Annotated in this window: 24 protein-coding genes; 10 read left to right on the top strand and 14 right to left on the bottom strand. The window is 67.0% G+C overall.

All coding sequences use genetic code 11. From position 1 onward, the window contains the following. The first annotated feature begins 7 nt into the window (after positions 1 to 7). The 6 genes from tal (at position 8) to CG716_RS08005 (ending at position 5,244) form a co-directional block, all read left to right on the top strand. Positions 8 to 1,126: a transaldolase gene (gene tal, locus CG716_RS07980; protein WP_094478208.1), complete on the top strand. Its 1,119-nt coding sequence runs from the start codon at positions 8 to 10 to the stop codon at positions 1,124 to 1,126. After that, on the top strand, positions 1,123 to 2,688 hold the full coding sequence (gene zwf / locus CG716_RS07985; RefSeq protein ID WP_094478210.1) for a glucose-6-phosphate dehydrogenase: 1,566 nt from the start codon (positions 1,123 to 1,125) through the stop codon (positions 2,686 to 2,688). Before tal ends, zwf begins: the two co-directional genes overlap by 4 nt. Before the next feature lie 31 nt (positions 2,689 to 2,719). Continuing rightward, entirely contained in the window at positions 2,720 to 3,631 is a 912-nt protein-coding gene (gene opcA, locus CG716_RS07990) for a glucose-6-phosphate dehydrogenase assembly protein OpcA (RefSeq protein WP_094478212.1), read from the top strand. Continuing rightward, a complete protein-coding gene (gene pgl, locus CG716_RS07995; protein WP_094478214.1) occupies positions 3,628 to 4,365 on the top strand; it encodes a 6-phosphogluconolactonase in 738 nt (245 codons plus the stop codon). The genes opcA and pgl overlap by 4 nt, the downstream gene beginning before the upstream one ends. An 11-nt stretch (positions 4,366 to 4,376) precedes the next feature. Beyond that, positions 4,377 to 4,766 (top strand): ATPase, encoded by a 390-nt coding sequence (locus CG716_RS08000; protein WP_094478216.1) that lies wholly within the window; start codon positions 4,377 to 4,379, stop codon positions 4,764 to 4,766. Between the two features lie 244 nt (positions 4,767 to 5,010). Beyond that, on the top strand, positions 5,011 to 5,244 hold the full coding sequence (locus CG716_RS08005; RefSeq protein ID WP_133066887.1) for a hypothetical protein: 234 nt from the start codon (positions 5,011 to 5,013) through the stop codon (positions 5,242 to 5,244). On the opposite strand, the gene ppc is transcribed toward CG716_RS08005, so the two are convergent. Then, entirely contained in the window at positions 5,241 to 8,036 is a 2,796-nt protein-coding gene (gene ppc, locus CG716_RS08010; protein WP_094478220.1) for a phosphoenolpyruvate carboxylase, read from the bottom strand. The two genes, CG716_RS08005 and ppc, sit on opposite strands and share 4 nt — an antisense overlap. 232 nt (positions 8,037 to 8,268) lie before the next feature. Between ppc and CG716_RS08015 the strand changes: the two genes are divergently transcribed. Continuing rightward, on the top strand, positions 8,269 to 9,939 hold the full coding sequence (locus tag CG716_RS08015; RefSeq protein WP_094478222.1) for an amidohydrolase: 1,671 nt from the start codon (positions 8,269 to 8,271) through the stop codon (positions 9,937 to 9,939). Here the strand turns inward: CG716_RS08015 and CG716_RS08020 are convergent. Beyond that, positions 9,909 to 10,337, bottom strand: a complete 429-nt coding sequence (locus CG716_RS08020; protein ID WP_094478224.1) for a MarR family winged helix-turn-helix transcriptional regulator — start codon at positions 10,335 to 10,337, stop codon at positions 9,909 to 9,911. The two genes, CG716_RS08015 and CG716_RS08020, sit on opposite strands and share 31 nt — an antisense overlap. A 73-nt stretch (positions 10,338 to 10,410) precedes the next feature. Between CG716_RS08020 and CG716_RS08025 the strand changes: the two genes are divergently transcribed. Further along, on the top strand, positions 10,411 to 11,349 hold the full coding sequence (locus CG716_RS08025; protein ID WP_094478413.1) for a quinone oxidoreductase family protein: 939 nt from the start codon (positions 10,411 to 10,413) through the stop codon (positions 11,347 to 11,349). Positions 11,350 to 11,353: 4 nt separating this feature from the next. Here the strand turns inward: CG716_RS08025 and secG are convergent, their stop codons facing one another. The 5 genes from secG to CG716_RS08050 all read right to left on the bottom strand — a co-directional run bounded on the left by secG (position 11,354) and on the right by CG716_RS08050 (position 15,513). Then, positions 11,354 to 11,587 (bottom strand): preprotein translocase subunit SecG, encoded by a 234-nt coding sequence (secG, locus tag CG716_RS08030; protein ID WP_094478226.1) that lies wholly within the window; start codon positions 11,585 to 11,587, stop codon positions 11,354 to 11,356. A gap of 42 nt (positions 11,588 to 11,629) precedes the next feature. Beyond that, a complete protein-coding gene (gene tpiA, locus CG716_RS08035) occupies positions 11,630 to 12,415 on the bottom strand; it encodes a triose-phosphate isomerase (protein ID WP_094478228.1) in 786 nt (261 codons plus the stop codon). Positions 12,416 to 12,422: 7 nt separating this feature from the next. Then, on the bottom strand, positions 12,423 to 13,646 hold the full coding sequence (locus tag CG716_RS08040; RefSeq protein WP_094478230.1) for a phosphoglycerate kinase: 1,224 nt from the start codon (positions 13,644 to 13,646) through the stop codon (positions 12,423 to 12,425). A gap of 5 nt (positions 13,647 to 13,651) precedes the next feature. Next, the gene (gene gap, locus CG716_RS08045; RefSeq protein WP_094478232.1) at positions 13,652 to 14,671 is read right to left on the bottom strand and encodes a type I glyceraldehyde-3-phosphate dehydrogenase; all 1,020 of its coding nucleotides are present in this window, start codon (positions 14,669 to 14,671) and stop codon (positions 13,652 to 13,654) included. Between the two features lie 89 nt (positions 14,672 to 14,760). Further along, positions 14,761 to 15,513 (bottom strand): ABC transporter substrate-binding protein, encoded by a 753-nt coding sequence (locus tag CG716_RS08050; RefSeq protein WP_094478234.1) that lies wholly within the window; start codon positions 15,511 to 15,513, stop codon positions 14,761 to 14,763. Between the two features lie 87 nt (positions 15,514 to 15,600). On the opposite strand from CG716_RS08050, the gene CG716_RS08055 reads away from it, so the two are divergent. After that, the gene (locus CG716_RS08055) at positions 15,601 to 16,284 is read left to right on the top strand and encodes an MOSC domain-containing protein (RefSeq protein WP_094478236.1); all 684 of its coding nucleotides are present in this window, start codon (positions 15,601 to 15,603) and stop codon (positions 16,282 to 16,284) included. On the opposite strand, the gene whiA is transcribed toward CG716_RS08055, so the two are convergent. The 4 genes from whiA to uvrC are packed head-to-tail and all read right to left on the bottom strand — an operon-like array spanning position 16,256 to position 21,214. Beyond that, positions 16,256 to 17,233, bottom strand: coding sequence for a DNA-binding protein WhiA (whiA, locus tag CG716_RS08060; RefSeq protein WP_094478415.1), 978 nt, complete (start codon positions 17,231 to 17,233; stop codon positions 16,256 to 16,258). The genes CG716_RS08055 and whiA overlap by 29 nt on opposite strands. Then, a complete protein-coding gene (yvcK, locus tag CG716_RS08065; RefSeq protein ID WP_094478238.1) occupies positions 17,230 to 18,270 on the bottom strand; it encodes a uridine diphosphate-N-acetylglucosamine-binding protein YvcK in 1,041 nt (346 codons plus the stop codon). Before yvcK ends, whiA begins: the two co-directional genes overlap by 4 nt. Next, the gene (gene rapZ, locus CG716_RS08070) at positions 18,267 to 19,157 is read right to left on the bottom strand and encodes an RNase adapter RapZ (protein ID WP_094478417.1); all 891 of its coding nucleotides are present in this window, start codon (positions 19,155 to 19,157) and stop codon (positions 18,267 to 18,269) included. The genes yvcK and rapZ overlap by 4 nt, the downstream gene beginning before the upstream one ends. A 23-nt stretch (positions 19,158 to 19,180) precedes the next feature. Next, on the bottom strand, positions 19,181 to 21,214 hold the full coding sequence (gene uvrC, locus CG716_RS08075) for an excinuclease ABC subunit UvrC (protein ID WP_094478240.1): 2,034 nt from the start codon (positions 21,212 to 21,214) through the stop codon (positions 19,181 to 19,183). 18 nt (positions 21,215 to 21,232) lie between these two features. Between uvrC and CG716_RS08080 the strand changes: the two genes are divergently transcribed. Continuing rightward, positions 21,233 to 21,736, top strand: coding sequence for a GNAT family N-acetyltransferase (locus CG716_RS08080; RefSeq protein ID WP_234817751.1), 504 nt, complete (start codon positions 21,233 to 21,235; stop codon positions 21,734 to 21,736). Here the strand turns inward: CG716_RS08080 and CG716_RS08085 are convergent. Genes CG716_RS08085 through CG716_RS08095 form a run of 3 tightly spaced genes read right to left on the bottom strand, consistent with a single transcriptional unit; the run spans position 21,723 to position 23,931 of the window. After that, on the bottom strand, positions 21,723 to 22,187 hold the full coding sequence (locus CG716_RS08085) for a PH domain-containing protein (RefSeq protein ID WP_094478242.1): 465 nt from the start codon (positions 22,185 to 22,187) through the stop codon (positions 21,723 to 21,725). The genes CG716_RS08080 and CG716_RS08085 overlap by 14 nt on opposite strands. Then, positions 22,184 to 22,663 carry a 6,7-dimethyl-8-ribityllumazine synthase gene (gene ribH / locus CG716_RS08090; protein ID WP_094478244.1) on the bottom strand — a complete coding sequence of 160 codons (480 nt, stop codon included), beginning with the start codon at positions 22,661 to 22,663 and terminating at the stop codon, positions 22,184 to 22,186. Before ribH ends, CG716_RS08085 begins: the two co-directional genes overlap by 4 nt. Further along, positions 22,660 to 23,931, bottom strand: a complete 1,272-nt coding sequence (locus tag CG716_RS08095; protein WP_094478246.1) for a bifunctional 3,4-dihydroxy-2-butanone-4-phosphate synthase/GTP cyclohydrolase II — start codon at positions 23,929 to 23,931, stop codon at positions 22,660 to 22,662. The genes ribH and CG716_RS08095 overlap by 4 nt, the downstream gene beginning before the upstream one ends. Between the last annotated feature and the right edge of the window lie 259 nt (positions 23,932 to 24,190).

Raw genomic sequence — 24,190 nt, forward strand, 5'->3', positions numbered from 1 at the left:
AACCGTTATGGCGCAGAATCCCAACCTCGCGGCGCTGTCCGCCGCCGGTGTGTCCGTCTGGCTCGATGACCTGTCCCGGACCCGGCTGCGGACCGGCAACCTGCAGGAGCTGATCGATACCCGCAGCGTGGTCGGTGTCACCACCAACCCGTCGATCTTCCAGGCGGCGCTCTCACACGGAGACGCCTACGACGCACAGGTTTCCGAGCTCGCCGAGCGCGGGGCCGACGTCGACGCCACGATCCGCACCGTCACCACCGACGACGTTCGCGAAGCCTGCGACGTGCTGCGTCCGCAGTGGGAGTCTTCCGACGGCATCGACGGGCGGGTGTCCATCGAGGTCGATCCCCGGTTGGCACACGACACCGACAAGACCGTGCTGCAAGCGATCGAGCTGTGGAAGATCGTCGATCGGCCCAACCTGCTGATCAAGATCCCCGCGACCAAGGCGGGCCTGCCGGCGATCACCGCGGTTCTGGCCGAGGGCATTTCAGTCAACGTGACGCTGATCTTCTCGGTGGAGCGGCACCGCGCGGTGATGGACGCCTACCTCGCCGGGCTCGAGGCAGCCAAGAACGCCGGCCACGACTTGTCCAAGATCCATTCGGTCGCTTCGTTTTTCGTGTCCCGGGTGGACACCGAGATCGACAAGCGGCTGGAGGCGATCGGATCCGAGGAGGCGCTGGCGCTGCGTGGGCAGGCCGGCGTGGCCAACGCTCGGCTGGCCTACGCCGCCTACGAAGAGGTGTTCGTCAGCGGTGACCGCTTCCGTGCCCTGGCCGACGCCGGTGCCCGGGTGCAGCGGCCGCTGTGGGCGTCCACCGGCGTCAAGAACCCCGACTACTCCGACACCCTCTACGTCACCGAGCTGGTCGCCCCGAACACGGTGAACACCATGCCGGAAAAGACAATTGACGCGGTGGCCGACCACGGTGTGGTCACCGGTGACACCATTTCCGGTACTGGTGCGGCGGCCCAGGAGGTGTTCGACAAGCTCTCTTCCGTCGGCATCGACCTGCCCGACGTGTTCGTGGTCCTCGAGGATGAGGGCGTCGACAAGTTCGAGAAGTCCTGGCAAGAGCTACTCGACGCGACCCAAGAACAGCTCGACGCCGCAGCCAAATGACCGACCGCCCCGTACCCGGGCTGGTAGCGCCGGCTCCCGACAGCTGGCACAACCCGCTGCGCGACAAGCGGGACAAGCGGATGCCCAGGATTCCCGGGCCGTGCGCGGTGGTGATCTTCGGTGTCACCGGTGATCTCGCGCGCAAGAAGCTGATGCCGGCGATTTACGACCTGGCCAACCGCGGCCTGCTGCCGCCGTCGTTCTCGCTCGTGGGTTTCGCCCGGCGGGACTGGAAGGACGAGGATTTCGCCAAGATCGTCCACGACTCGGTGTGCCAGCACGCCCGCACCCCGTTCCGCCAGGAGGTGTGGGATCGGCTGGCCGAAGGGTTCCGCTTCGTCCAGGGCACCTTCGACGACCCGGCCTCGTTCACGCGGCTGGCCGAGACGCTGGAGAAGCTCGACGTCGAACGCGGCACCGGCGGCAATCACGCCTTCTACCTGTCGATTCCGCCGAATGCGTTCCCGGTGGTGTGCGAGGAGCTGAAGAAGTCCGAGCTCGCTCGCCAGCGGGAGGGCCGCTGGAGCCGAGTGGTGATCGAGAAGCCGTTCGGCCACGACCTGCAGAGCGCCATCGAGCTCAACAAAGTGGTCAACAGTGTCTTCCCCGAGGAATCGGTGTTCCGCATCGACCACTACCTCGGCAAGGAGACGGTGCAGAACATCCTGGCGCTGCGCTTCGCCAACGAGCTGTTCGAGCCGGTGTGGAACAGCCACTACGTCGACAGCGTCCAGATCACCATGGCCGAGGACATCGGCCTCGGTGGCCGGGGCGGCTACTACGACGGGATCGGAGCCGCGCGCGACGTCATCCAGAACCACCTGATCCAGCTGCTCGCGCTGACTGCGATGGAAGAGCCGGTCAGCTTCCATCCGCACGAGGTGACGGCCGAGAAGATCAAGGTGCTGTCGGCGACGTCACTGGCCAAGCCCCTGGATCTGACCTCCTCGCGCGGCCAGTACACCGCGGGGTGGCAGGGAGGTGAGAAGGTCGTCGGCCTTCTCGACGAGGAGGGCTTCTCCAAGACCTCCACCACCGAAACGTTCGCGGCGATCACCCTTGATGTCGACACCCGGCGCTGGGCTGGTGTCCCGTTCTATCTGCGGACCGGAAAGCGGTTGGGCCGCAGGGTCACCGAGATCGCGCTGCTGTTCAAGCGAGCACCGCACCTGCCGTTCGATGCGACGATGACCGAGGAACTCGGCAAGAACGCACTGGTAATCCGCGTCCAGCCCGACGAGGGCATCACGCTGCGGTTCGGGTCCAAGGTTCCCGGCAGTGCGATGGAAGTCCGCGACGTCAACATGGACTTCTCTTACGGATCGGCATTCGCCGAAGATTCGCCGGAAGCTTACGAACGATTGATCCTCGACGTGCTGCTCGGCGAACCGTCGCTGTTTCCGGTCAATGCCGAGGTCGAATTGTCTTGGGAGATACTCGATCCCGTGCTGGACTACTGGGCTGCCCACGGCAACCCCGACCCCTACGAGTCGGGCACCTGGGGTCCGGACTCGGCGTTCGAGATGCTGCAGCGGTCCGGCCGGGAATGGAGGCGCCCGTGATGAGCGTCAGCGAAGAGCGGAGACAGCGGAAGTGATTGTCGATCTGCCTGACACGACGACCAATGACCTCAACAAGAAGATCACCGCGCTGCGCGAAGAGGGCGGGGCGATCACTTTGGGCCGGGTGCTGACGCTGGTCATCGCGCCTGACACCGAGGATCTGGTCGAGGACTCGATCGAGGCCGCGGTGTCGGCCAGCCGCGAACATCCCTGCCGCATCATCGTCGTCGTGCCCGACGACCGGTTGGCCACCAGCGCGCGACTGGACGGCCAGTTGCGCGTGGGTGCCGATGCCGGGGCCGGCGAAGTCGTGGTGCTGCGTATCTCCGGGCCGCTGGCCAACCACGCCAATAGCGTGGTGCTGCCGTTCCTGCTGCCCGACACCCCGGTGGTGGCGTGGTGGCCGGGCACTGCCCCGGAGGTGCCGGCTGAGGATCCGCTGGGCCGCTTGGCTATTCGACGACTCACCGATGCGACGTCCGCGGAGGATCCACTGGCGTCGATCAAGAGCCGGCTGCAGGGCTACACCGATGGTGACACCGACCTCGCCTGGAGCCGGATTACCTACTGGCGGGCTTTGCTCGCTTCTGCGGTGGATCAGCCGCCCTACGAGCCGATCACGTCGGCCTTGATCTCGGGGCTGAAAGACGAACCGGCCCTGGACATTCTGGCGGGCTGGCTGGCCAGCCGCATCGACGGCACGGTAAAGCGCGCCGTCGGCGACCTCAAGGTCGAACTGGTGCGCCCGACCGAGACGGTGACGTTGAGCCGCCCGCAGGAAGGGATCACCGCCACCCTCACCCGAACCGGGCACCCGGAGGCGCTGCTTCCGCTGCCGCGCAGAGAAACTCGCGAGTGCCTGGCCGAAGATCTGCGCCGGCTCGATGCCGACGAGATCTACCACGAGGCGCTGGCCGGAATCGACAAGGTGCAGTACGTATGACGACGATCATCGAGACCTACCCCGACACAGAAGCTCTGGTCACCGCCGTCGGCGACCGCCTGGTCGGCGCGATCGCCGGCGCCATCACGGCTCGCGGTCAGGCGCTGATTGTATTGACCGGCGGCGGAACGGGTATCAGCCTGCTCAAGCATGTCGGCACGCACGACGAAGCGATCGACTGGTCGAAGGTGCACATCTTCTGGGGTGACGACCGGTTCGTGCCCGCCGACGACGGCGAGCGCAACGACAAGCAGGCCCGCGAGGCGTTGCTGGACCACGTCGCCATCCCGGCAGGCAACGTTCATCCGATGGCCGCCAGTGACGGCGAATTCGGCGACGACCCCGACGCCGCGGCGTCGGGGTACGAGGCCGTGCTGGCCGCCAACGCCGAGCCGGGCGAACCCGCGCCGGCATTCGACGTGCACCTGCTCGGGATGGGCGGCGAGGGCCACATCAACTCGTTGTTCCCGCACACGCCTGCCGTCGCCGAGACCTCCCGGATGGTCGTCGGCGTCGAGGACTCCCCCAAACCGCCACCCCGGCGCATCACGCTCACGCTGCCCGCGGTCACCCGTTCTCGCGAAGTCTGGCTGGTGGTGTCGGGCGACGCCAAGGCCGAAGCCGTCGCCGCAGCCATCGGGGGCGCCAGCCCCGACGAGGTTCCTGCCGCCGGCGCGGTGGGCCGCGAGGCCACGGTTTGGCTTCTTGACACCGGGGCAGCCAGCAAGCTGTAAGACTGACGCCCATGGTTGATGACAAGACGCCAGCGCCCCGCACCGGTCGCGACCGGATCAAGACCCTGGCGCAGGCGGCGCTCAACGCCGACGTCACCGTCGACCAACTCGACACCATCCTGACCGGGATGAGCGAGGCCCTCACCGATCTCAACAAGACGATGAGCGGCATGAATGGCACCCTCGAGTACTTCGAGGAGACGCTGGGCGTGTTCAACTCCACCCTCACCCGGATCGATGAATTGGCGCCCCGGCTGAATGCGGTCGTCGGACGGATGGAAGGCATCGTCGACCGGATCGAACGGATCGTGGGAGTCGGCGAGGCGGTGATGTCACCGCTGGCCGCCACCGAGTCGGCGGTGCGCGGGGTGGTCAACGCGGTGCGCCGCGCGGGGCGTTAGCTACGCGTCACCACCAGCCGTCGTCCGGGTGCTCGACGTCCCAGTCGGCCAGCACGGGCGGGGCGACCGGCGGCAGCGGGCCGATCAGTTCGGCGGTGTTCTCCAGCGAGCAGTCCGGTTGCGTCATAGCGGGTTTGACGTTGTTCTACGGTCCCCGGTTCCCGCGTGTCCACCAATCGGGGGACAACGAAAAGGGCTGACCGCCCGATCGACTGTTGCGACCGGTTGGGGCAGATTGATCATCATGACAACGATCAAGAACCGCCTCGCCGGACTCCTCGCCGCGCCGGTCATCGCCGCCGCCGTCCTCGGGAGCGCGCTGACACTTGCCGGACCGGCCAGCGCCACTGTCGGAACCAACAATTCTTCGGGCGGCGACTCCTACGGCGTGCATCCCAACACCGAGATCGTCGTGACACCTGACATCTACGCCCATCCGGCGCCGTTTTACACCCCGTGGGCCACCTGGCTGAACTAGCCGCTGTTGCGCAGTGCCGACGCCAGTCCGCTCATCGTCAGCAGGATGCCGCGCTGCACCAGTTCCTCTTCGTCACCGGAACGGAAGCGGCGCAGCAGTTCCACCTGTAGATGGTTCAGCGGCTCCAGGTACGGGAAGCGGTTGAACACCGAGCGGGCCAGCGCCGGGTTGTCGGCGAGCAGGTCGTCCTGCTTGGTGATCAGCTTGTGCATACGGATGGTCCGGTCATGCTCGGCGACGATCTTGTCGAACACCCGGTGCCGCAACTCCTCGTCGTCGACGAGTTCGGAATACCGTGCGGCCAGCCCCATATCGGACTTCGACAGCACCTGCGCCATGTTCGAGAGCACCGTGGCGAAGAACGGCCACTTCACGTAGAGGTCCTGGAGCACCTCGAGGCGGCCTTCACCCTGGGCAATCCATTCCTCGAACGCGGTGCCGGTGCCGTACCAGCCCGGCAGCATGACGCGTGACTGGCTCCAGGCCAGCACCCACGGGATGGCCCGCAGGTCGGCGATCGACGTGGTCGGTTTGCGCGACGTCGGCCTGCTGCCGATATTGAGCGACCCGATCTCGCTCACCGGCGTGGACGCTTTGAAATACTCGACGAAACCCGGAGTCTCGTGCACCAATTCGGCATAGGCGCGTTGCGCGCGGGCGGCGAGGTCGTCGAGCACCTCATAGGCGCCTTGGGCAAGCCCTCCCAGCCCTTCGGTGTCCAGCAGTGTCGATTCCAGTGTGGCCGCCAGCAGCGTCTCCAGGTTGCGATGGGCGATCCGCGGCTCGGCGTACTTGGCCGCGATGATCTCGCCCTGCTCGGTCAGCCGCAACGAGCCGTTCACCGCACCGGGTGGCTGCGCCAGAATGGCGTCGTAGCTGGGACCGCCACCGCGACCGACGGTTCCGCCGCGGCCGTGGAACAACCGCAGCCGGATACCGGTCTTGCGGGCGGACTCCACGAGATCGAGCTCGGCCCGGTAGAGGGCCCAGTTGGCGGCCAGGTATCCGCCGTCCTTGTTGGAGTCCGAGTAGCCGAGCATGACTTCCTGGCTCTCTCCGCGGGCGTGCACCATCGCCCGATAGAGCGGCAGGTCCAGCACCGACTCGAGGATCGACGAGCCGCGCTGCAGGTCGTCGATCGTCTCGAACAACGGCACGATGCCCACCGGCGCGTAGGGCTGCTCCCCCGAAACATCCAGCAGTCCCGCCTCTTTGAGCAGGATCGCGGCTTCCAGCATGTCCGATACCGATTGACACATCGAGATGATGTAGTTGGGCACCGCAGCCGGGCCGAACACCCGGACCGCACGGGCGGCCGCAAAGACGATGTCGAGTTCCTTGCGGGCCAACTCCGAGAGGTCGGAGTCGTCGCGGACCAGGGGGCGACGAGTGGCTAGTTCGGTCGCCAGCACCTCGACGCGCTCCGGTTCTGACAGCGACGCGTAGTCGGGGTGCACCCCGGCCCAGGACAGCAGTTCGGCGATGACCTCCTCGTGCGTCTCGGAGTTCTGCCGCATGTCCAGACCGCTGAGGTGAAAACCGAAGACATTCACTGCTTCTCGCAGCCGGGCCAGCCGGTCGTCGGCCAGGATCGCGCTACCGTTGGCGCGCAACGACGCGTCGATGACATCGAGGTCGGCAAGAAGCTCGGACGGGGTCTGGTAGGGGTCCAGGCCCAGATCAAGGATGTGCGCCGGGGTGCGGTCCAGGATGTCGTGTGCGGTGGCCGTCAGCCGGGCGTGTACGACGCGCAGCGCCCGCCGGTAGGGCTCGTCAAGCCGGGCTGGTTCGTTACAGGTTTCGGCCAGCGCGACCAGTTCGTCGGTGGTCGTGACCAGCCGCACCGACATCGACAGTTCCTGCTCGAGGTAGGTCAGTTCGGCGAAGTAATGGCCAAGCGCGGTGTACGCGGCGCTGCCCGTGGCCAGCCGCACCACCTCGCCGGTGACGTTCGGGTTGCCGTCGCGGTCGCCGCCGATCCACGACCCTGGCCGTAGGATCGGTTGAGGCAGCAGGTCGGCGCCGGGCCAGCGGGCCCGCAGCGCCTCACGCACCTCGGCGTTCACCTTCGGGATCACCTCGAAGAACGCCGCCGGGTAGTAGCGGAGACCGACTTCGATCTCGTCTTGAATCTTCAACCGGGACAATCGGATCAGTGCGGTCTGCCACAACGTGAGGATCTGCCGCCGTAATTCGGTCTCGACTGACTGGCCATCCTCCGTCTCGTCCTGGCCTCGCAGCCGCAGCCGCATCAGCTGGGTGATGCGGTGCTGGGTGTCGAACACGGTGCGGCGACGGGTCTCGGTGGGATGCGCGGTGATCACCGGCGACACCAGCGCACCCCGTAGGGCGTCGGCCACGGTGCCGGCCTGCAGGTCCGCGGCGTCGAGCTTGCCGTAGGTGGCGGCCAGCGTGCTGTTCTGCGGCGGTTCCCCGGCGGCGACGTGGACGGCCCTGCGACGTTCGCGATGGATGTCCTCGGCAACGTTGGCCAACAGCGCGAAGTGGCTGAAGGCACGGATCACCGGGATGGCCTGATGGATGTCGATGCCGTCGAACAGCTCGGCCAATTCGGAGCGGTCGATCTCGGATCGACGCACGCGGAAGGATTCGACGCGGGCTTTCTCGACGAGGTCGAACACCTCGTCGCCGTTCTGCTCGCGCACGGTGTCGCCCAGGATCGTCCCCAGCAGCCGGATGTCCTCCCGCATCGGCTCGGTGGCCTCCCGCCCGACCTTGGTGCGGGTGACCGCGCCGATCGGTTCCAGGGAAGTGTCCGGGGATTCAGCCATCCCCCAATTATCCGGGTGCCGGGTGGGGCCTGCAGGCCGAGAGAACCGCGGAGTTGTCACAGACCCGGATTCATCCACGAGTCGGATCTCCCCCGAGTCGAATTCCAGACCGCAACGGGGGGTTGCAATGATCCGCGGATTACTTCCTCACCGGCCTTTTCGCTGTGGGTAGGGCCGCGCCTCGACCGGCAAGTCCGCGACGGCAGCCCCGCCCGGCAGGCAGGATCGCATCATGGCCACCGCACCGACGACCACCGTGTTCACCGCCCGCCGGGTGCTCACGATGGATCCCGACATACCCGAGGCCACCGCTGTCGCCGTGACCGGCGGCCGGATCACCGCCGTCGGCCACGCCGACGAGCTGCGCGCGGCCGGGGCGCTCGACGACACCTTCGCCGATGCCGTCATCTGCGCCGGCCTCATCGATCAGCACCTGCATCCGGTGCTGGGGGCCACCACGCTGATGACCGAGGTGATCGCCATCGAGGACTGGCGGCTGCCCGGCAAGACCTATTCGGCCGCACACTCGGCCGCGGAGTACCAGACTCGGCTCGCCGCCGCGGCGCGGCGGCTTTCGGATCCGGACGAGTGGCTGTTCTCGTGGGGCTACCACAAGCTCTGGCACGGACCGCTGAACCGCGCCACACTCGACACGATCAGCTCCACCCGCCCGATCGCGGTCTGGCAACGGTCCTGTCATGAGTGGTATCTGAACTCCGCCGCGATCAACCGCCTGGGCATCACCGCCGCGGACCTGGCCGAAGGCGACCCCGCAGGCACCACGGTCGATCTCGAGGCCGGTCACTGGTGGGAAACCGGAATGAACCTGTTGCTGCCCAAGCTCTCTCCGCTGTTCATGAGCCAGGACCGGTTGGCCGCCGGCTTACGCCAGCTCGTCGCCTACCTGCATGGAAACGGTGTGACCGCGATCAACGAGCCGGGCATCATGTGGGCGCTCGAGCCGTGGTCGCTCTACCAAGACATCCTCGGATCCGACGAAACACCCTTCACGTCAACATTTCTCGTCGACGCCCGCAGCCAGGCCGACGCAGGCATGGACCCCGCCGATGCGGTCGCCGATGCGGAACGGCAGGTCGAAGGGGCCTCGGCGGGCAAGGTGCGCCTGCTCCCCAAGCAGGTCAAGCTCTTTGCCGACGGCGCGATCATCAGCCAGCTGATGCAGATGCGCGACCCGTACCTCGACGAGTCCGGTCACCCGGACCTGTGCCATCACGGCGAGTGGATGATGCAACCGGATACCTTCCGGGCGTTCGCGAAGGTCTATTGGAACGCGGACTGGCAGTTGCACATTCACGTCAACGGCGATGCCGGGCTGGATCTGGTGCTCGACACCATCGCCGAGTGCATGGCCGCCCATCCGCGCACCGACCACCGCACGGTGGTCGTGCATTTCGCGAACTCGACCGAGGAGCAGGTGAGCCGCATCGCCGAGCTGGGCTGCATCGTGTCCGCCAACTCGTATTACCCAGTCGGATTCGCCGACCAGTACGCCGCCCACGGGCTGGGCGCCGATCGAGCCGACGCCATGGTGCGCGCCGCGTCGGTATTGCACCGGGGCATACCGCTGTCCCTGCACTCCGACCTGCCGATGGGTCCGGCCGCACCGCTGACGCTGGCCTGGTGCGCGGTCAACCGGCAGACCCCCAGCGGCCGGATCGCCGCCCCCGAACAGCGGATCTCGGTGCACGACGCGCTGCGGGCAGTCACCATTGAGGCCGCATATTCCTGGCGCCTGGAACACGAACTCGGCAGCATCACACCCGGAAAGCTGGCCAATTTCACCATCCTGGCCGAGGACCCCTATGCGGTCGACCCGATGCGACTTGACCAAATCCGGGTGCTGGGCACCGTTTACGAAGGCCGTAAGTTCTCGTTCGGGTGACCCAGCATGGCGAATAGCAGCGCCGAGAGCCGCTTCTGCTCGGCAGCACTGAGGCGGCCGGTCATCGGCGCCAGCAGGCCGGCCACCTGATCACCGATGTGGACGCCCAGCCGGTGACCCTCCGCGGTCAGACTGACATTCACTGACCGTCCGTCCGTGCGGCTGGTGGTCCGTTGGGCCAGGCCCCGACGGACGGCGCGATCCATCAGCCCGCTCACCGATGACCGCTCCAGGCCCAGGTAGTCAGCGAGCTGGGCCATCGTGGGCTCGCGATCGCGCAGGATCGCCAGGGCGCGCAGCTGGGTCAGTGACAGATCATTCTCGGCGGCAACTCGGTTGAGCACCGCCATCACCGCGAACGAGGTCCGCACCAAGTCTTCAAGCAGGTCCTCCGACATCACCCTAGCGTACCGTATTAGTTCGTATTACCATCTATTTTAGTTCGTAATAACATCTAAATTGGAGCCCATCGTGCATGCAGCCGTCGTCACAGACTTCGCGAAACCGCCTGCCTATCAAGCCTTTCCGGAACCCCAACCGGCCACGTCCGACGATGTCGTTGTTGACGTCCTTGCCGCCGGACTGCACCCACTGGTGCGCTCCCGCGCCGCGGGAACGCACTACACCAGCACCGGCGAGCTGCCGCTGGTGCCCGGTATCGACGGAGTCGGCCGTGCCCCGGACGGCACCCTGCGCTACTTCGTGGTGTCCTCAGCCCTCGGCGCGATGGCCGAGCGGACGCTCGTCGACCTGCGCCGAAGCGTCGTCCTGCCCGAGGACGCCGATCCGGTGTCGATCGCGGCGGCCATGAACCCCGCGATGTCCTCCTGGGTGGCGCTGCGCCGCCGGGTCACCCTGCAGCCCGGCCAGACCGTCGTGATTCTCGGAGCGACCGGCAGCGCCGGACGATTGGCCGTCCAGACCGCCAAACACCTCGGCGCCGGCGCGGTGATCGGCATCGGCCGGGATCGGCAGCAGTTGGCTGCGCTCCCGGAGCTGGGCGCCGACGACGTCATCCTGCTCGACGAGATCTCCACCAACTTCGACCGGGTGTTGGGCGCCGACATCGTCATCGACTACATCTGGGGGCCGCCGGCCGCTGAGCTGATGGCCGGCTTCGCTCGGGGCCGTCACGATTCGGCGCAGCCGCTGTCGTGGGTTCAGATCGGCTCGATGGCCGGCGCGAACGCCGACATCCCGTCGGCGGCGCTGCGGTCGATGCCATTGCAGATCGTCGGCAGCGGCATCGGCTCGGTACCGGTTACCGACATCGTGGCCGAATTACCGCAGCTCGCGACGGAGATCTCGAAGGGCACCCTGCGGACGCAGGCACGCGGCGTTCCGCTCGCGGAAGTGGAACAGATGTGGCCGCAACCGGAGAACGGTCAGCGGGTCGTTTTCACGCCCTGACGGGTCAGCTGTACTTGATCTGCAGTGCCATCCCGACGATGGACACCACCCAGATGCCGGTGACGAACATCGTCAGTCGGTCGAGGTTCTTCTCGACGACGGTCGACCCGGAAAGGCTGGACTGCACACCGCCACCGAACAGCGTCGATAGACCGCCACCCTTGGCGCGATGCAGCAGCACCAGCAACACCACCAGCACGCTGGTGACGATCAGGATGATCTGCAGGGTCAAAACCATGGCAACCAGACTACCTTGCGCCAAGCTCAGTCACGGCTTGGGTCATGGCAGGGGCCCGCCTGCGGCGATCGCCGACAGGATGGCGAACTGCTCCCCGTCCAGCGAGGCCCCGCCGACCAGCGCACCGTCGACGTCCTTCTGCCCCACGAGCTCACCGATGTTCTTAGCGTTCACCGAGCCGCCGTAGAGCACCCGGATGCCGTCGGCGATCTGCGGCGACGCGATAGTGGCCAGCTCGGCGCGGATCGCGCTGCACACTTCCTGCGCGTCTGCGGCACTGGCCACCCGGCCCGTGCCGATGGCCCACACCGGCTCATAGGCGATGACGACGTCGGTCAGCTGCTCGTTGGTCAGCCCGGCCAGCGAGCCACGCAACGATTCCACACAAAACTCGACGTGGCTGCCCGCCTCGCGCACCTCGAGCTGCTCGCCGATACAGACGATCGGCGTCAACCCGTGCCGGAACGCCGCGGCCGCCTTCTCGGCGACAACCGCGTCGTCCTCGTGGTGATAGCTGCGGCGCTCCGAGTGGCCGACCACCACGAACGTGCAGCCCAGCTTGGCCAGGAACGCGCCGCTGATGTCGCCGGTGTAGGCGCCCGAGTCGTGCTGGGACAGATCCTGCGCGCCGTACGTCAGCCGCAGCTTGTCGCCGTCGACCAGGGTCTGCACACTGCGCAGGTCGGTGAACGGCGGGATGACCGTGACGTCGACCTTGTCGAAGTACTTGTCGGGCAACGAGAACGCGATCTTCTGGACGAGAGCGATGGCCTCGAAGTGGTTGAGGTTCATCTTCCAGTTGCCCGCGATCAGCGGTTTACGGGACACAAGACTCCTAATTCAAGACATCGATGCCGGGCAGCGCTTTGCCCTCAAGGTATTCCAGCGAGGCGCCACCGCCGGTGGAAATGTGCGAGAAACCGCCTTCCGGCAGCCCCAGCTGACGCACCGCGGCGGCCGAATCGCCACCGCCGACAACGCTGAACGCGCCCTTGGCGGTGGCGGCGACGATGGCCTCAGCCACACCCTTGGTGCCCGCGGCGAACGCCGGGAACTCGAACACGCCCATCGGTCCATTCCAGAAGATGGTGCGCGCGTTGGACAACAGCGCCGTGAACCGCTTCACTGATTCCGGGCCGATGTCCAGGCCCATCTTGTCGGCCGGAATCTGGTCAGCCCAAACGGTTTCCGGTGTCGAATCGGCCGAGAACTTCTCGGTGACGACGATGTCCACCGGCAAGTGGATCACATCACCATAGGTCTCCAGCAGCTGCCGGCAGGTGTCGATCATCTCCTCTTGCAGCAACGAGGTGCCCACCGAAACCCCTTGCGCGGCAAGGAAGGTGAAGCACATACCGCCGCCGATGACGATACTGTCGGCCTTGGTGGCGAGATTCTCGATGACGGCCAACTTGTCCGACACCTTGGACCCGCCCAGCACCACGGCATAAGGCCGGTCGGTCGAGCTGGTCAGCTGCTCGAGCACCTTGACCTCTGCAGCCACCAGCGTGCCCGCGTAATGCGGCAGCAGCGTGGCCACGTCGTACACCGATGCCTGCTTGCGGTGCACGACACCGAAGCCGTCGGAGACGAAAGCACCGGCCGATCCATCATCCCCGAGTACCAACTCGCTTAGCGCCTTGGCCAGTGCCAAACGCTCGCCGTCGTCCTTGCTGGTCTCTCGCGGCTCGAAGCGGATGTTCTCCAGCAGGAGGATATCGCCGTCGGTCAGCCCCTCGGCGCGGGCCAGCGCGTCGGTGCCGACCACGTCGCCGGCCAGCTGCACGTGCCGGCCCAGCTTCTCCCCCAACGCGGCGGCCACCGGCGCCAGCGAGAACTTCGGGTCCGGTCCGCCCTTGGGCCGACCCAGGTGAGCGGTCACCACGACCTTGGCCCCGGCGTCGGAGAGTGCCTTCAGCGTCGGGACGGATGCGATGATGCGGCCCGCGTCGGTGATGTTCCCGTTGTCGTCGAGCGGAACGTTGAGGTCGGAGCGGACCAGAACGCCCCGACCTTCAACACCGTCGGCCAGCAGGTCAGCGAGTGTCTTGACGGCCATCGCTGTTAGAGCGACTTGCCGACCAGCGCGACCAGATCGGCCAGGCGGTTGGAGTAGCCCCACTCGTTGTCGTACCAGGAGACGACCTTTGCCTGGTTGTCGATGACCTTGGTCAGACCCGAGTCGAAGATCGAGCTGTGTGGATCGGTGACGATGTCGCTGGAGACGATCGGCGCGTCGTAGTACTTGAGGATGCCTTTGAGCGGGCCCTCCGCAGCAGCCTTGAACGCGGCGTTGATCTCGTCGGCGGTGCCGGGCTTCTTCAGCTCGGCGGTCAGGTCGGTGACCGAGCCGGTGGGGATCGGCACCCGCAGCGCATAGCCGTCCAGCTTGCCCTTGAGCTCCGGGAGTACCAGGCCGATGGCCTTGGCCGCACCAGTGGAGGTCGGCACGATGTTGAGCGCCGCGGCGCGGGCACGGCGCAGGTCGCTGTGCGGGCCGTCCTGCAGGTTCTGATCCTGGGTGTAGGCGTGGATCGTGGTCATCAGGCCCTTGACGATGCCGAACTCGTCGTTGAGAACCTTGGCCAGCGGACCCAGGCAGTTCGTGGTGCACGAGGCGTTGGAGATGATGTTCTGGCTGCCGTCGTACTTGTCGTCGTTCACGCCCAGCACGATGGTGATGTCCTCATCGGTGGCCGGCGCGGAGATGATCACCTTCTTGGCGCCCGCGTCCAGGTGGCCCTTGGCCTTGGCGGCGTTGGTGAAGATGCCGGTCGACTCGACCACGACGTCGACGCCCAGGTCGCCCCAGGGCAGCGCCGCCGGGCCTTCCTTGACCGCCAGTGCCTTGATCTTGTGGTCGCCGACGACGATGTAGTCACCGTCGACGCTGACGTCGTAGGGCAGGCGGCCCAGGATCGAGTCGAACTTCAGCAGGTGCGCCAGCGTGGCGGTGGACGTCAGGTCGTTCACGGCCACGATCTCGATGTCGGTGTTCTTGCCCTCGGCCTTTTGCGCGTCCAGGGCGCGGAAGAAGTTGCGCCCGATGCGGCCGAAGCCGTTAACGCCAACCCGGATGGTCACGTTCTCTCCTCTAGTAGCTGCTCATAGCTTCTCAGTACCCGCGCCCAGCCTAATAGCGTGCTCACCGGTGTGCGCGACCGCCCAGAAGGTCACCCGATTTGGGGCCCGCTCTGGTCCACGCGGGGCGAGCCGGTCCAGCGTTGCCGGATCGCGGGCAGCGCGCCGCCTCGCTCCAGCGTGGCCTGTGCGACGTTGATCCGGCCGAGTAGCGCGGAGTCGGTCGTGGGCACCGCGATCGCGATCTTCTCGGTGGTGATGCCGCGCTGGACGACCGTGATACCGGGCACCGCGTCGGCCAGCCGGGTGAGCACCGGGTCCAACTTCATGAACGCATCACACCGGCCGGTGGTCAGATCGCGCAGCGCGCTGCGGATGCTGCCGTAGTCGTAGACCCGCACCCTCGCGACCTTCTCATCGGCCAGCAGCCGGTTGGCGATCGGCTGGCTCGTGTTGCCCTCCTGCACCCCGATCGTCAGGCCTTCGAGGTCGTCGATTGACCGGACCTCGGGCAGCCGGCTGGTGTCGACCGCCAGCGCCTGGCCAGAGATCAGGTAGGGATCACAGAACGCCGCCTTGAGGGCGCGCGAACCGGTGATCGTCGTGCCGGATGCGACACAGTTGAAGCGGCCGGAGTCCAGCGCGTCGAAAATGCCGTTGAAGTCGCGGCCTTCATAGCGGACGAATTCGACGGTCGCGCCGAGCTGATCGCCGATCGCGTGCATGAGGTCGATGTCGAGGCCGGAGTTACTGCCCGGCGGGCAGGAGCGAAGCGACCCGGGGATCGATACCGAGTTGAACGGCGGGTCGGGCAACGCCGCACCAACACGCAGAACCTCGGACATGCGCGCAACGGTAGCGCAAAACATAATCACCACAATGCATTTCAGCTGCGGTAAGCCCGAATGACGCGGCGCCATTACCCTGTTGTGATGGGAAGTGTTGTGTCGGTCAATGTGTCGGCTCACGTCCGACCGAATCCGGACACCAAGGCGCCGAAACCGACAGGCATCGACAAGGCGGCCACCGCCGAGACGGTGATGGTGCGTGCCCCGGGGCCGATGCGCGAAGGCCTGGGCAGCGGACTGGTCGGCGACACTATCGGCAACCACAAACTGCACGGCGGTGACGATCAAGCCGTCTATGCCTATGCCCGCGAGGACCTCGACGAGTGGGAGGGCCAGCTGTCCCGCCCGCTGACCAACGGCATGTTCGGCGAGAATTTCACCACCGCCGGCATCGACGTCACAGGAGCGCGCATCGGTGACCGCTGGCGGGTAGGGACGGCAGGGCTGTTACTGGAGGTCTCCGCACCACGCACCCCGTGCCGGACCTTCGCGAAGTTCCTCGACATCGACGGCTGGATAAAGACGTTCACCACCGCCGGGAAACCCGGTGCGTACCTGCGGGTTATCTCGCCGGGACCGGTGCACGCCGGCGACACCATCGCCATCGAGGACCGGCCCGATCACGACGTGACGATCGGCCTGGTCTTCCGCGCGAAGATGTTGGATCCCAGCCTGCTCCCCCGGCTGCTGGCCGCCGACGCACTCTCCGAGGAGCTCAAAGAGTACGCGGCCAAGCGGGTTAGGCGTCTTCCAGCAGGTCAGGGGTGACAGCGGACTCGGTGTCGGGAATGCCGTCCTGTTTGGCCTTGCGGTCAGCCATCGACAACAGGCGCCGAATACGGCCGGCCACAGCATCTTTGGTCATCGGCGGGTCGGCGAGCCGGCCCAGCTCCTCCAGCGACGCTTGACGGTGTTCGACCCGAAGCCGGCCCGCGGCGGCCAGATGGTCGGGCACCGTATCTGCGAGGATCTCCAGCGCCCGCTCGACCCGGGCGGCGGCGGCCACCGCGGCGCGAGCTGACCGGCGCAGGTTCGCGTCGTCGAAGTTGGCCAGCCGATTGGCGGTCGCGCGCACCTCGCGCCGCATCCGCCGTTCCTCCCACGTCAGCCGGGTGTCCTGGGCGCCCATCCGGGTCAGCAGCGCACCGATCGCCTCACCATCGCGCACCACGACCCGGTCGGTACCCCGCACCTCCCGTGCTTTGGCGCTGACCCCGAGCCGCCGGGCGGCACCGACCAACGCCAGCGCGGCTTCCGGTCCAGGACAACTCACTTCGAGCGCCGACGACCGTCCCGGCTCGGTCAGCGAGCCGTGCGCGAGAAAGGCGCCGCGCCACGCCGCTTCCGCGTCGCCGACGCTGCCGCCGACCACCTGGGCGGGCAGACCCCGCACCGGCCGGCCGCGCATGTCGAGCAGACCGGTCTGGCGGGCCAGCGCCTCACCGTCCTTGGCGACCCGGACCAGATAGCGGGTGCTCTTGCGGATGCCGCTGGCCGACAGCACGTGCACCACCGCGTTGTAGCCGTACAGGTCGTAGATGTCTTTGCGCAGCCGCCGGGCGATGATGCCCAGGTCCACTTCGGCCTCGACGACTACCCGGCCCGACACGATGTGCAGGCCACCGGCGAAGCGCAACAGCGAGGCCACCTCCGCGCGGCGGGCAGTCACAGAATTGACTGCCAACCGGCTGAGTTCGTCCTTCACCTCGGCCGTCATCGCCACAGGTCGTCACCTCTCGGTCCGTTTCCAGTTGGGCCCTGCGCCCCGCCCTGCATGGACGCAGCCGAAGGGAAGGAAGATGGCGCGGGAACCGTGTCCCTGGTGCGCACACCGTCAAGCGCTGCAGCCAGCTTCGCCGGGTCATGTAAAGGTGTACCAGGTCTGGAGACGTCAGCAAACCGAACTGACGCTTCCAGCAGGCTTGCGGTACGCCGAAGTTGGTCACGTTCCCGGTCAGACGGGACCCGGGCGGCGTCGACGAGGATCTCATCGACGACGAAGCCCGGCGCGTGTTGAGCCAGAACGTGCAGATGGCGCTCCGCGGAAAATCCGGCTGTCTCCCCCGGCTCGGCGGCCAGGTTCAGCACCAGAGCGCGCCGCGCAGTGGTGGCTTGCAGCGCCGCCGCCAGTTCCGGCACCAGCACGTGCGGGATGACGCTGGTGAACCAGGAGCCCGGCCCGAGGATCACCAATTCGGCGGACATGATGGCGTCGATCGCCTGGCGGGTAGCCGGTGGATCGCCGGGGATCAGGCGCACTCGACGTACCTTGCCCGGCGTCGTCGCCACGGCCACCTGGCCGCGGATCACCCGGCTCATCCTGGGGTCGTCGTCGAGGCCGGCGACGTCGGCTTCGATCTGCAGGGCGATCGGGCACATCGGTAGCACCCGGCCCTTCACGCCGAGAATGCGGCCCAGCTCGTCGAGCGCGGCGACCGGGTCGGCCAGCAGTTCGTTGAGGCCGGCCAGCATCAGGTTGCCGATCGGATGCCCGGCCAGCGCGCCGCTGCCACCGAACCTGTGCTGCAGGATGGTGGCCCACAGACGACCGTGCGGGCTGTCAGAAGCCAAGGCGGCCAACGCCATTCGCAGATCACCAGGGGGAATTATGTCGAGCTCGCTGCGCAGCCGCCCGGAGGATCCGCCGTCGTCGGCGACCGTCACCACCGCGGTGATCTGGTGAGTGAGCCGGCGCGCCGCCGATAGCGTCGCGTACAAACCGTGCCCACCGCCAAGGGCGACGATGCGGGTCATTCGCGACCCAGATCACGGTGGAGCACGCGAACCGACAGATGCTCGTTGTTCTCGAGCAATCGGGCGAGCGCCTCGGCCATGGCGACACTGCGGTGCTTACCGCCGGTGCACCCGATGGCCACGGTCATATAGCGCTTCCCCTCCCTGCTGTAGCCCTCGACGACGAGCCTCAGCAGCTGATGGTAGGTCTGCAGGAACTCCGAGGCACCCGGTTGACTCAGGACGTAGTCACGAACCGCCGCATGCTGACCGGTATGCGGCCGCAGCTCGTCGACCCAGTGCGGATTGGGCAGGAAGCGCACGTCCATCACCATGTCGGCGTCCATCGGCAGGCCGTATTTGAACCCGAACGATTCGACCGTGACGCTCGTCTGCGCGACGGTCTCACCGCCGAAGGAGCGTTCGATGCTCTCCCGCAGGCCGTGCACCGACAGTGTCGAGGTGTCGATGACCAGATCTGCCGACGCCCGCACCGGTGCCAGCATGGTCCGTTCGGCGACGATGCCCTCTGCCAGGGTCTGGTTGCCCTGCAGCGGATGACTGCGCCGGTTGTTCTCGTAGCGGCGGACCAGGATGTCGTCGGAGGCCTCCATGAACAGCACCCGTGACTGGATATCCCTGCTCGCCAGCTCGGTGCGCACCGAGTCCAGGTCCCCGGTGAAACCGCGCGAGCGGACATCCATCACCACCGCCAGCTGGGTGATCCGTGAGCCGGCGGCCAGGCCGAAGTCCACCATTCGGGCGATGAGTTCAGGCGGCAGATTGTCAGCCACGTACCAGCCGAGGTCTTCCAGTACCTTGGCCGCGGTGCCTCGGCCGGCGCCTGACAGCCCCGTCACCAACACCACGTCGATACCCGATCCTTCACCAGTCTGGCCGGTGCGCATGTCTTCGCCTGTGTTGTGTTCTGTCATCGTGTCGTTGCCTGTTCAGCAGACTGATCTTCACCGACGGTGTCGTCCTGCGCAGCCGATACCGCTGAATCCACCGTCACGCCTAGCGCTTCCAGCACCGCGGCGGCGGTCGTGGTCCCGATCCCCGGCACCGAGGTGATCTCCTCGACGCTGGCCTGACGCAGCCGGGCCAGCGACCCGAAGTGGGTCACCAGCGCCTTGCGCCGGATTTCACCGAGCCCGGGCACCAAGTCCAGCGCCGAGGCCGTCATCCGCTTGGACCGCTTGCTGCGGTGGTAGGTGATGGCAAAGCGGTGCGCTTCGTCGCGCACCCGCTGCAACAGATAGAGGCCCTCGCTGTTGCGGGGGAAGATGAGCGGATCCGGCTCGGCGGGTACCCACACCTCCTCCAGCCGCTTGGCCAGACCGATCACCGCGACGTCGGTGACACCGAGTTCGTCGAGCACCGCCTGAGCGGCGTTGACCTGAGGCGCACCACCGTCGACGACATACAGGTTGGGCGGGTAGGCGAACTTGCGGGATTTGCCTGGCGGAGCCGCTGGGCCGGCGACATCGGGCTGAGCGGAGAATTCCTCGACCGGCTGCTGCTTTTCCTGGACGTGCCGGGTGAAGCGGCGACGGGTGACCTCGGCGATCGAAGCCACATCGTCAGAGCGTCCCTGGCCCGCGGCTTCGCGGATGGCGAAATGCCGGTAGTCGGATTTGCGCGGCAGGCCGTCCTCGAACACCACCAGAGAGGCCACCACATCAGTGCCCTGGACATGGCTGATGTCGACACACTCGATGCGCAGCGGCGCGTCGGCCAGCCCCAGGGATTCCTGAATATTCTGCAGCGCAGCAGATCTGGCGGTGAAGTCGCCGGCACGCTTGAGCTTGTGCTGCTGCAGCGCCTCCTGGGCGTTGCGGTGCACCGTCTCGGCCAGTGCTTTCTTGTCGCCGCGCCGTGGCACCCGCAGCGCCACCCGGGAGCCGCGCAGCCCCGAGAGCCAGTCGGCCAGCTCGTCGGCGTTCGGCGGCAGGCAGGGCACCAGCACCTCGCGCGGCACAGGGTTGGTGGATTCGTCTGCGGCCCCGCCTAATTCGGCCTGGTCGCCGTAGAACTGGGCGAGGAACTGTTCGACCAGCTGGGCTTGCGCGGATTCTCCTGGGTCGCCGGGCTTTTCGACCACCCAGCCGCGCTGGCCGCGCACTCGTCCACCACGGACGTGGAAGACCTGAACGGCTGCCTCGAGGTCGTCGTCGGCGAAGGCGACGACGTCGGCATCGGTACCGTCACCGAGCACCACGGCCTGCTTCTCCAGCGCGCGCTTGAGCGCGGCGATGTCGTCGCGAAGCCGGGCGGCCCGTTCGAAGTCGAGCTCGGCGGCCGCGGCGTTCATCTGGTGTTCCAGCTCGCGGGCGAACCGGTCGGTCTTGCCGGACAGGAAGTCGCAGAAGTCCAGAACGATCTTGCGGTGCTCCTCGGCACTGACCCGGCCGACGCACGGCGCCGAACATTTGTCGATGTAGCCGAGCAGGCACGGGCGCTCAATTTGACTGTGCCGCTTGAACACTCCGGTCGAGCAGGTACGCGCGGGAAACACCCGAGTCAACAGGTCGAGGGTCTCACGGATGGCCCAGGCGTGCGAATACGGGCCGAAGTAACGGACGCCTTTGCGCCGCGGCCCGCGGTACACGAACAACCTCGGGTACTCCTCGTTGAGGGTGACGGCCAGCACCGGATAGGACTTGTCGTCGCGGTAACGGACGTTGAACCGCGGATCGAATTCCTTGATCCAGTTGTATTCCAGCTGCAGGGCCTCGACCTCGGTGTTGACCACCGTCCACTCGACCTTGGCCGCGGTGGTCACCATCTGGCGGGTGCGGGGATGCAGCGCGGAGATGTCCTGGAAGTACGACGTCAGCCGGCTGCGCAGACTCTTGGCCTTGCCGACGTAGATCACTCGGCCGTGCGCATCCCGGAAACGGTAAACGCCTGGCTCGACTGGAATCGACCCGGGCGCGGGGCGGTACGTCGCGGGATCAGGCACGCTCCCAGGTTAGTCCGCGTGTCCGACCGGCCGGCGACAACCATTACCGTCGACAGCGTGCCCGCCGCGCGGATCACCCGCCTCACGGAGTCGGACTGGGAACAGTTCGCCGAGCTTCGGCTGCGTGCACTCGCCGAAACATTCAGCACGTCAGACAAGCAGTACCTCGCCGAGGCCCGCTTCACCCCCGCCGACTGGCGCCGCCGGCTGCGCGACCACGCCCAGTTCGTCGTCGTCCCTGCCGATCAACCCGTCGGCATGATCGCCGTCCACCAGGAGAGCACCGAAACGGCTTACGTGTACTCGCTGTGGCTCGAGCCGGCAGCGCGCGGACGGGGGCTGGGCCGCAAACTGGTGGCCGCGGCGCTGGACTGGGCCCGCCGGCGCGGGGTGCGCACCGCGACACTTCGGATGGCCCCGGACAATGCGGCGGCGCGTGCCGTCTACGAGGGGTTGGGGTTCACCGAAATCCCGACCGGCAGTGCGTGGGGCGAAGTGGTGATGCGACTCACTCTTGCGTGAGGTCGGGCCGGTACTGGGCAAGCAGGTCGCGCAGGGCGTCCATCGACACCACCGCACGTTCGCCGTCGATCGACTGGATGGCCAGCACTGGGACGTATTCGTAGTCGGGCAGGTCCACCCGGGCCCAGCGGGCGCCCCGCGGGAACGACACGTCGACCACATCGCGCCACGGGACGATGCGTTCAGTGAGGATGTTGCGCACTCCGATACCGGCGCGCCCGGCCCGCACCCGCGGGGTGGCCAGCAGCAGGATGGCGGCTGCCAGAATCACGCCGAGGCCACCCATCGCCACCTGATCGGCGGGCTGAATGATCGCCCCGGTGTAGCGGATTTTCAGCAGGAAACCGACCACGATGCCGGTCGTCGCGATGACGAACGCCGCGACGTAGGCGACGTACGGCATCAGACGCGGCCGCAGCACGACGTCCCAGTCGCTGTCCGCGGTGGTCATGCCCCGCGTAAGTGCCGCAGTGTCAACGCGGTTGACAGCGCGGCGGCGACGGCCTGCGCGCCCTTGTCCTCGGTGGAGTCGGGCAGCCCGGCGCGGTCCAGCGCCTGCTCCTCGTCGTTCGTGGTGAGCACTCCGTTGGCTACCGGCGTGGAGGCGTCCAACGAAACCCGGGTCAGACCCTGAGTGACAGCGTCGCAGACATAGTCGAAATGTGGTGTCTGGCCACGGATCACGACGCCCAGGGCGACGACCGCGTCATGGGTGCGGGCGAGTTCCTGCGCGACGACTGGGATTTCGATGGCGCCGAGAACACGCACGACTGTCGGGCTCGGCACGCCGGAGTCCTCGGCCACTCGGCGGGCACCGTCGAGCAGTGCGTTGCAGATCTTGGCGTGCCACGTACTGGCCACAATGGCCAGCGACACCCCTGAGGCGTCCATCTCCGGGAAATCCGGGACGCCCGCGCCTCCGCTCACAAAGCTCCCCCGATATCGCCCGGGATTGCCTCGTCATAGTCATCGAGCCCGGTCAGGTCGTGACCCATCCGGTCACGCTTGGTCATCAGGTAGCGGATGTTCTCGGCGTTGGCCCGCACCGGCAGCGGCACCCGCTCGATGATGTGCAGTCCATAGCCGTCCAGGCCCACCCGCTTGGCGGGGTTGTTCGTGAGCAACCGCATCGAGCGCACCCCGAGATCCACCAGGATTTGCGCACCGATCCCGTAGTCACGGGCGTCGGCGGGCAGCCCCAGCTCCAGGTTGGCGTCGACGGTGTCGGCACCGGCGTCCTGCAGCTGGTAAGCCTGCAGCTTGTGCATCAGGCCGATACCGCGGCCTTCGTGGCCGCGCATGTAGAGCACGATCCCGCGACCCTCGCGGGCCACCATCGCCAGCGCGGCATCCAGCTGCGGACCGCAGTCGCAGCGCCGCGAGCCGAACACGTCGCCGGTCAGGCATTCGGAGTGCACGCGCACCAGCACGTCGTGGCCGTCGTTCTCCGGCCCGGAGATATCGCCCTTGACCAGGGCGACGTGCTCCACCTCTTCGTAGATGCTGGAGTAGCCGACCGCCCGGAACTCGCCGTGCCGGGTGGGGATCCGCGCCTCGGCGATCCGCTCGATGTGCTTCTCGTGCTTACGCCGCCACTCGATCAGGTCGGCGATGGAGATCAGGGCCAGATCGTGCTCGTCGGCAAAGACACGCAGCTCGTCGGTCTGGGCCATCGAACCGTCATCCTTCTGGCTGACGATCTCGCAGATGGCACCGGCGGGGTGCAGGCCGGCCAGCCGGGCCAGGTCGACGGCGGCTTCGGTGTGCCCGGGCCGGCGCAGCACGCCGCCGTCCTTGGCGCGTAGCGGAACGACGTGGCCGGGCTTGGTGAAGTCGTCGGCAGCGCTGCCCGGGTCGGCCAGCAGACGCATCGTGGTGGCCCGGTCGGCCGCTGAAATACCGGTTCCCACACCCTGTTTGGCATCGACGGTCACGGTGTAGGCGGTGCCGTGCTTGTCCTGGTTGACCGCATACATGGGCAGCAGGCCGAGAGTGTCACAGATCTCACCGGACAGCGGCACACACAGGTAGCCCGAGGTGTAGCGAACCATGAACGCGACCAGCTCCGGCGTCGCCTTCTCGGCGGCGAAAATCAGGTCGCCTTCGTTCTCCCGGTCTTCGTCATCGATGACGACGACGGCCTTGCCTGCGGCGATATCGGCGACCGCCCTTTCGACGGTGTCCAGCCTCGTCATCGTTGCCGCCTGTCATTTCTCACTTGTTGCTGCTGTAGACATTATGAACCACCACAGGCGGCCCACTATTGCCCGTCCTGTTCAGCGGCCCGACCGGCGCCCGACCCGGCACCGGCGTCCGCGGATAACTGCAGGCCAGCTGTGCGGTGTGACGTACGTGACAGGGCGTACTCGCGGGGTGAACGACGGATGAACACTCGGGGCTCACTGCCCTCTGGTCAACGTCGGGGTACCGGCCGTGCGATCTCATAGCTCCGGA

Source organism: Mycolicibacterium sphagni, assembly GCF_002250655.1.
In the GTDB taxonomy this organism is placed as follows: domain Bacteria; phylum Actinomycetota; class Actinomycetes; order Mycobacteriales; family Mycobacteriaceae; genus Mycobacterium; species Mycobacterium sphagni.

Bases quoted from the DNA above. Each gene is read 5' to 3' on its own strand.
- tal (WP_094478208.1), top strand. From the start codon at position 8: ATGGCGCAGAATCCCAACCTCGCGGCGCTGTCCGCCGCCGGTGTGTCC.
- zwf (WP_094478210.1), top strand. From the start codon at position 1,123: ATGACCGACCGCCCCGTACCCGGGCTGGTAGCGCCGGCTCCCGACAGC.
- pgl (WP_094478214.1), top strand. From the start codon at position 3,628: ATGACGACGATCATCGAGACCTACCCCGACACAGAAGCTCTGGTCACC.
- CG716_RS08000 (WP_094478216.1), top strand. From the start codon at position 4,377: ATGGTTGATGACAAGACGCCAGCGCCCCGCACCGGTCGCGACCGGATC.
- CG716_RS08005 (WP_133066887.1), top strand. From the start codon at position 5,011: ATGACAACGATCAAGAACCGCCTCGCCGGACTCCTCGCCGCGCCGGTC.
- ppc (WP_094478220.1), bottom strand. From the start codon at position 8,036: ATGGCTGAATCCCCGGACACTTCCCTGGAACCGATCGGCGCGGTCACC.
- CG716_RS08015 (WP_094478222.1), top strand. From the start codon at position 8,269: ATGGCCACCGCACCGACGACCACCGTGTTCACCGCCCGCCGGGTGCTC.
- CG716_RS08020 (WP_094478224.1), bottom strand. From the start codon at position 10,337: ATGTCGGAGGACCTGCTTGAAGACTTGGTGCGGACCTCGTTCGCGGTG.
- secG (WP_094478226.1), bottom strand. From the start codon at position 11,587: ATGGTTTTGACCCTGCAGATCATCCTGATCGTCACCAGCGTGCTGGTG.
- CG716_RS08040 (WP_094478230.1), bottom strand. From the start codon at position 13,646: ATGGCCGTCAAGACACTCGCTGACCTGCTGGCCGACGGTGTTGAAGGT.
- CG716_RS08050 (WP_094478234.1), bottom strand. From the start codon at position 15,513: ATGTCCGAGGTTCTGCGTGTTGGTGCGGCGTTGCCCGACCCGCCGTTC.
- CG716_RS08055 (WP_094478236.1), top strand. From the start codon at position 15,601: ATGGGAAGTGTTGTGTCGGTCAATGTGTCGGCTCACGTCCGACCGAAT.
- whiA (WP_094478415.1), bottom strand. From the start codon at position 17,233: ATGACGGCCGAGGTGAAGGACGAACTCAGCCGGTTGGCAGTCAATTCT.
- yvcK (WP_094478238.1), bottom strand. From the start codon at position 18,270: ATGACCCGCATCGTCGCCCTTGGCGGTGGGCACGGTTTGTACGCGACG.
- rapZ (WP_094478417.1), bottom strand. From the start codon at position 19,157: ATGCGCACCGGCCAGACTGGTGAAGGATCGGGTATCGACGTGGTGTTG.
- CG716_RS08085 (WP_094478242.1), bottom strand. From the start codon at position 22,187: ATGACCACCGCGGACAGCGACTGGGACGTCGTGCTGCGGCCGCGTCTG.
- CG716_RS08095 (WP_094478246.1), bottom strand. From the start codon at position 23,931: ATGACGAGGCTGGACACCGTCGAAAGGGCGGTCGCCGATATCGCCGCA.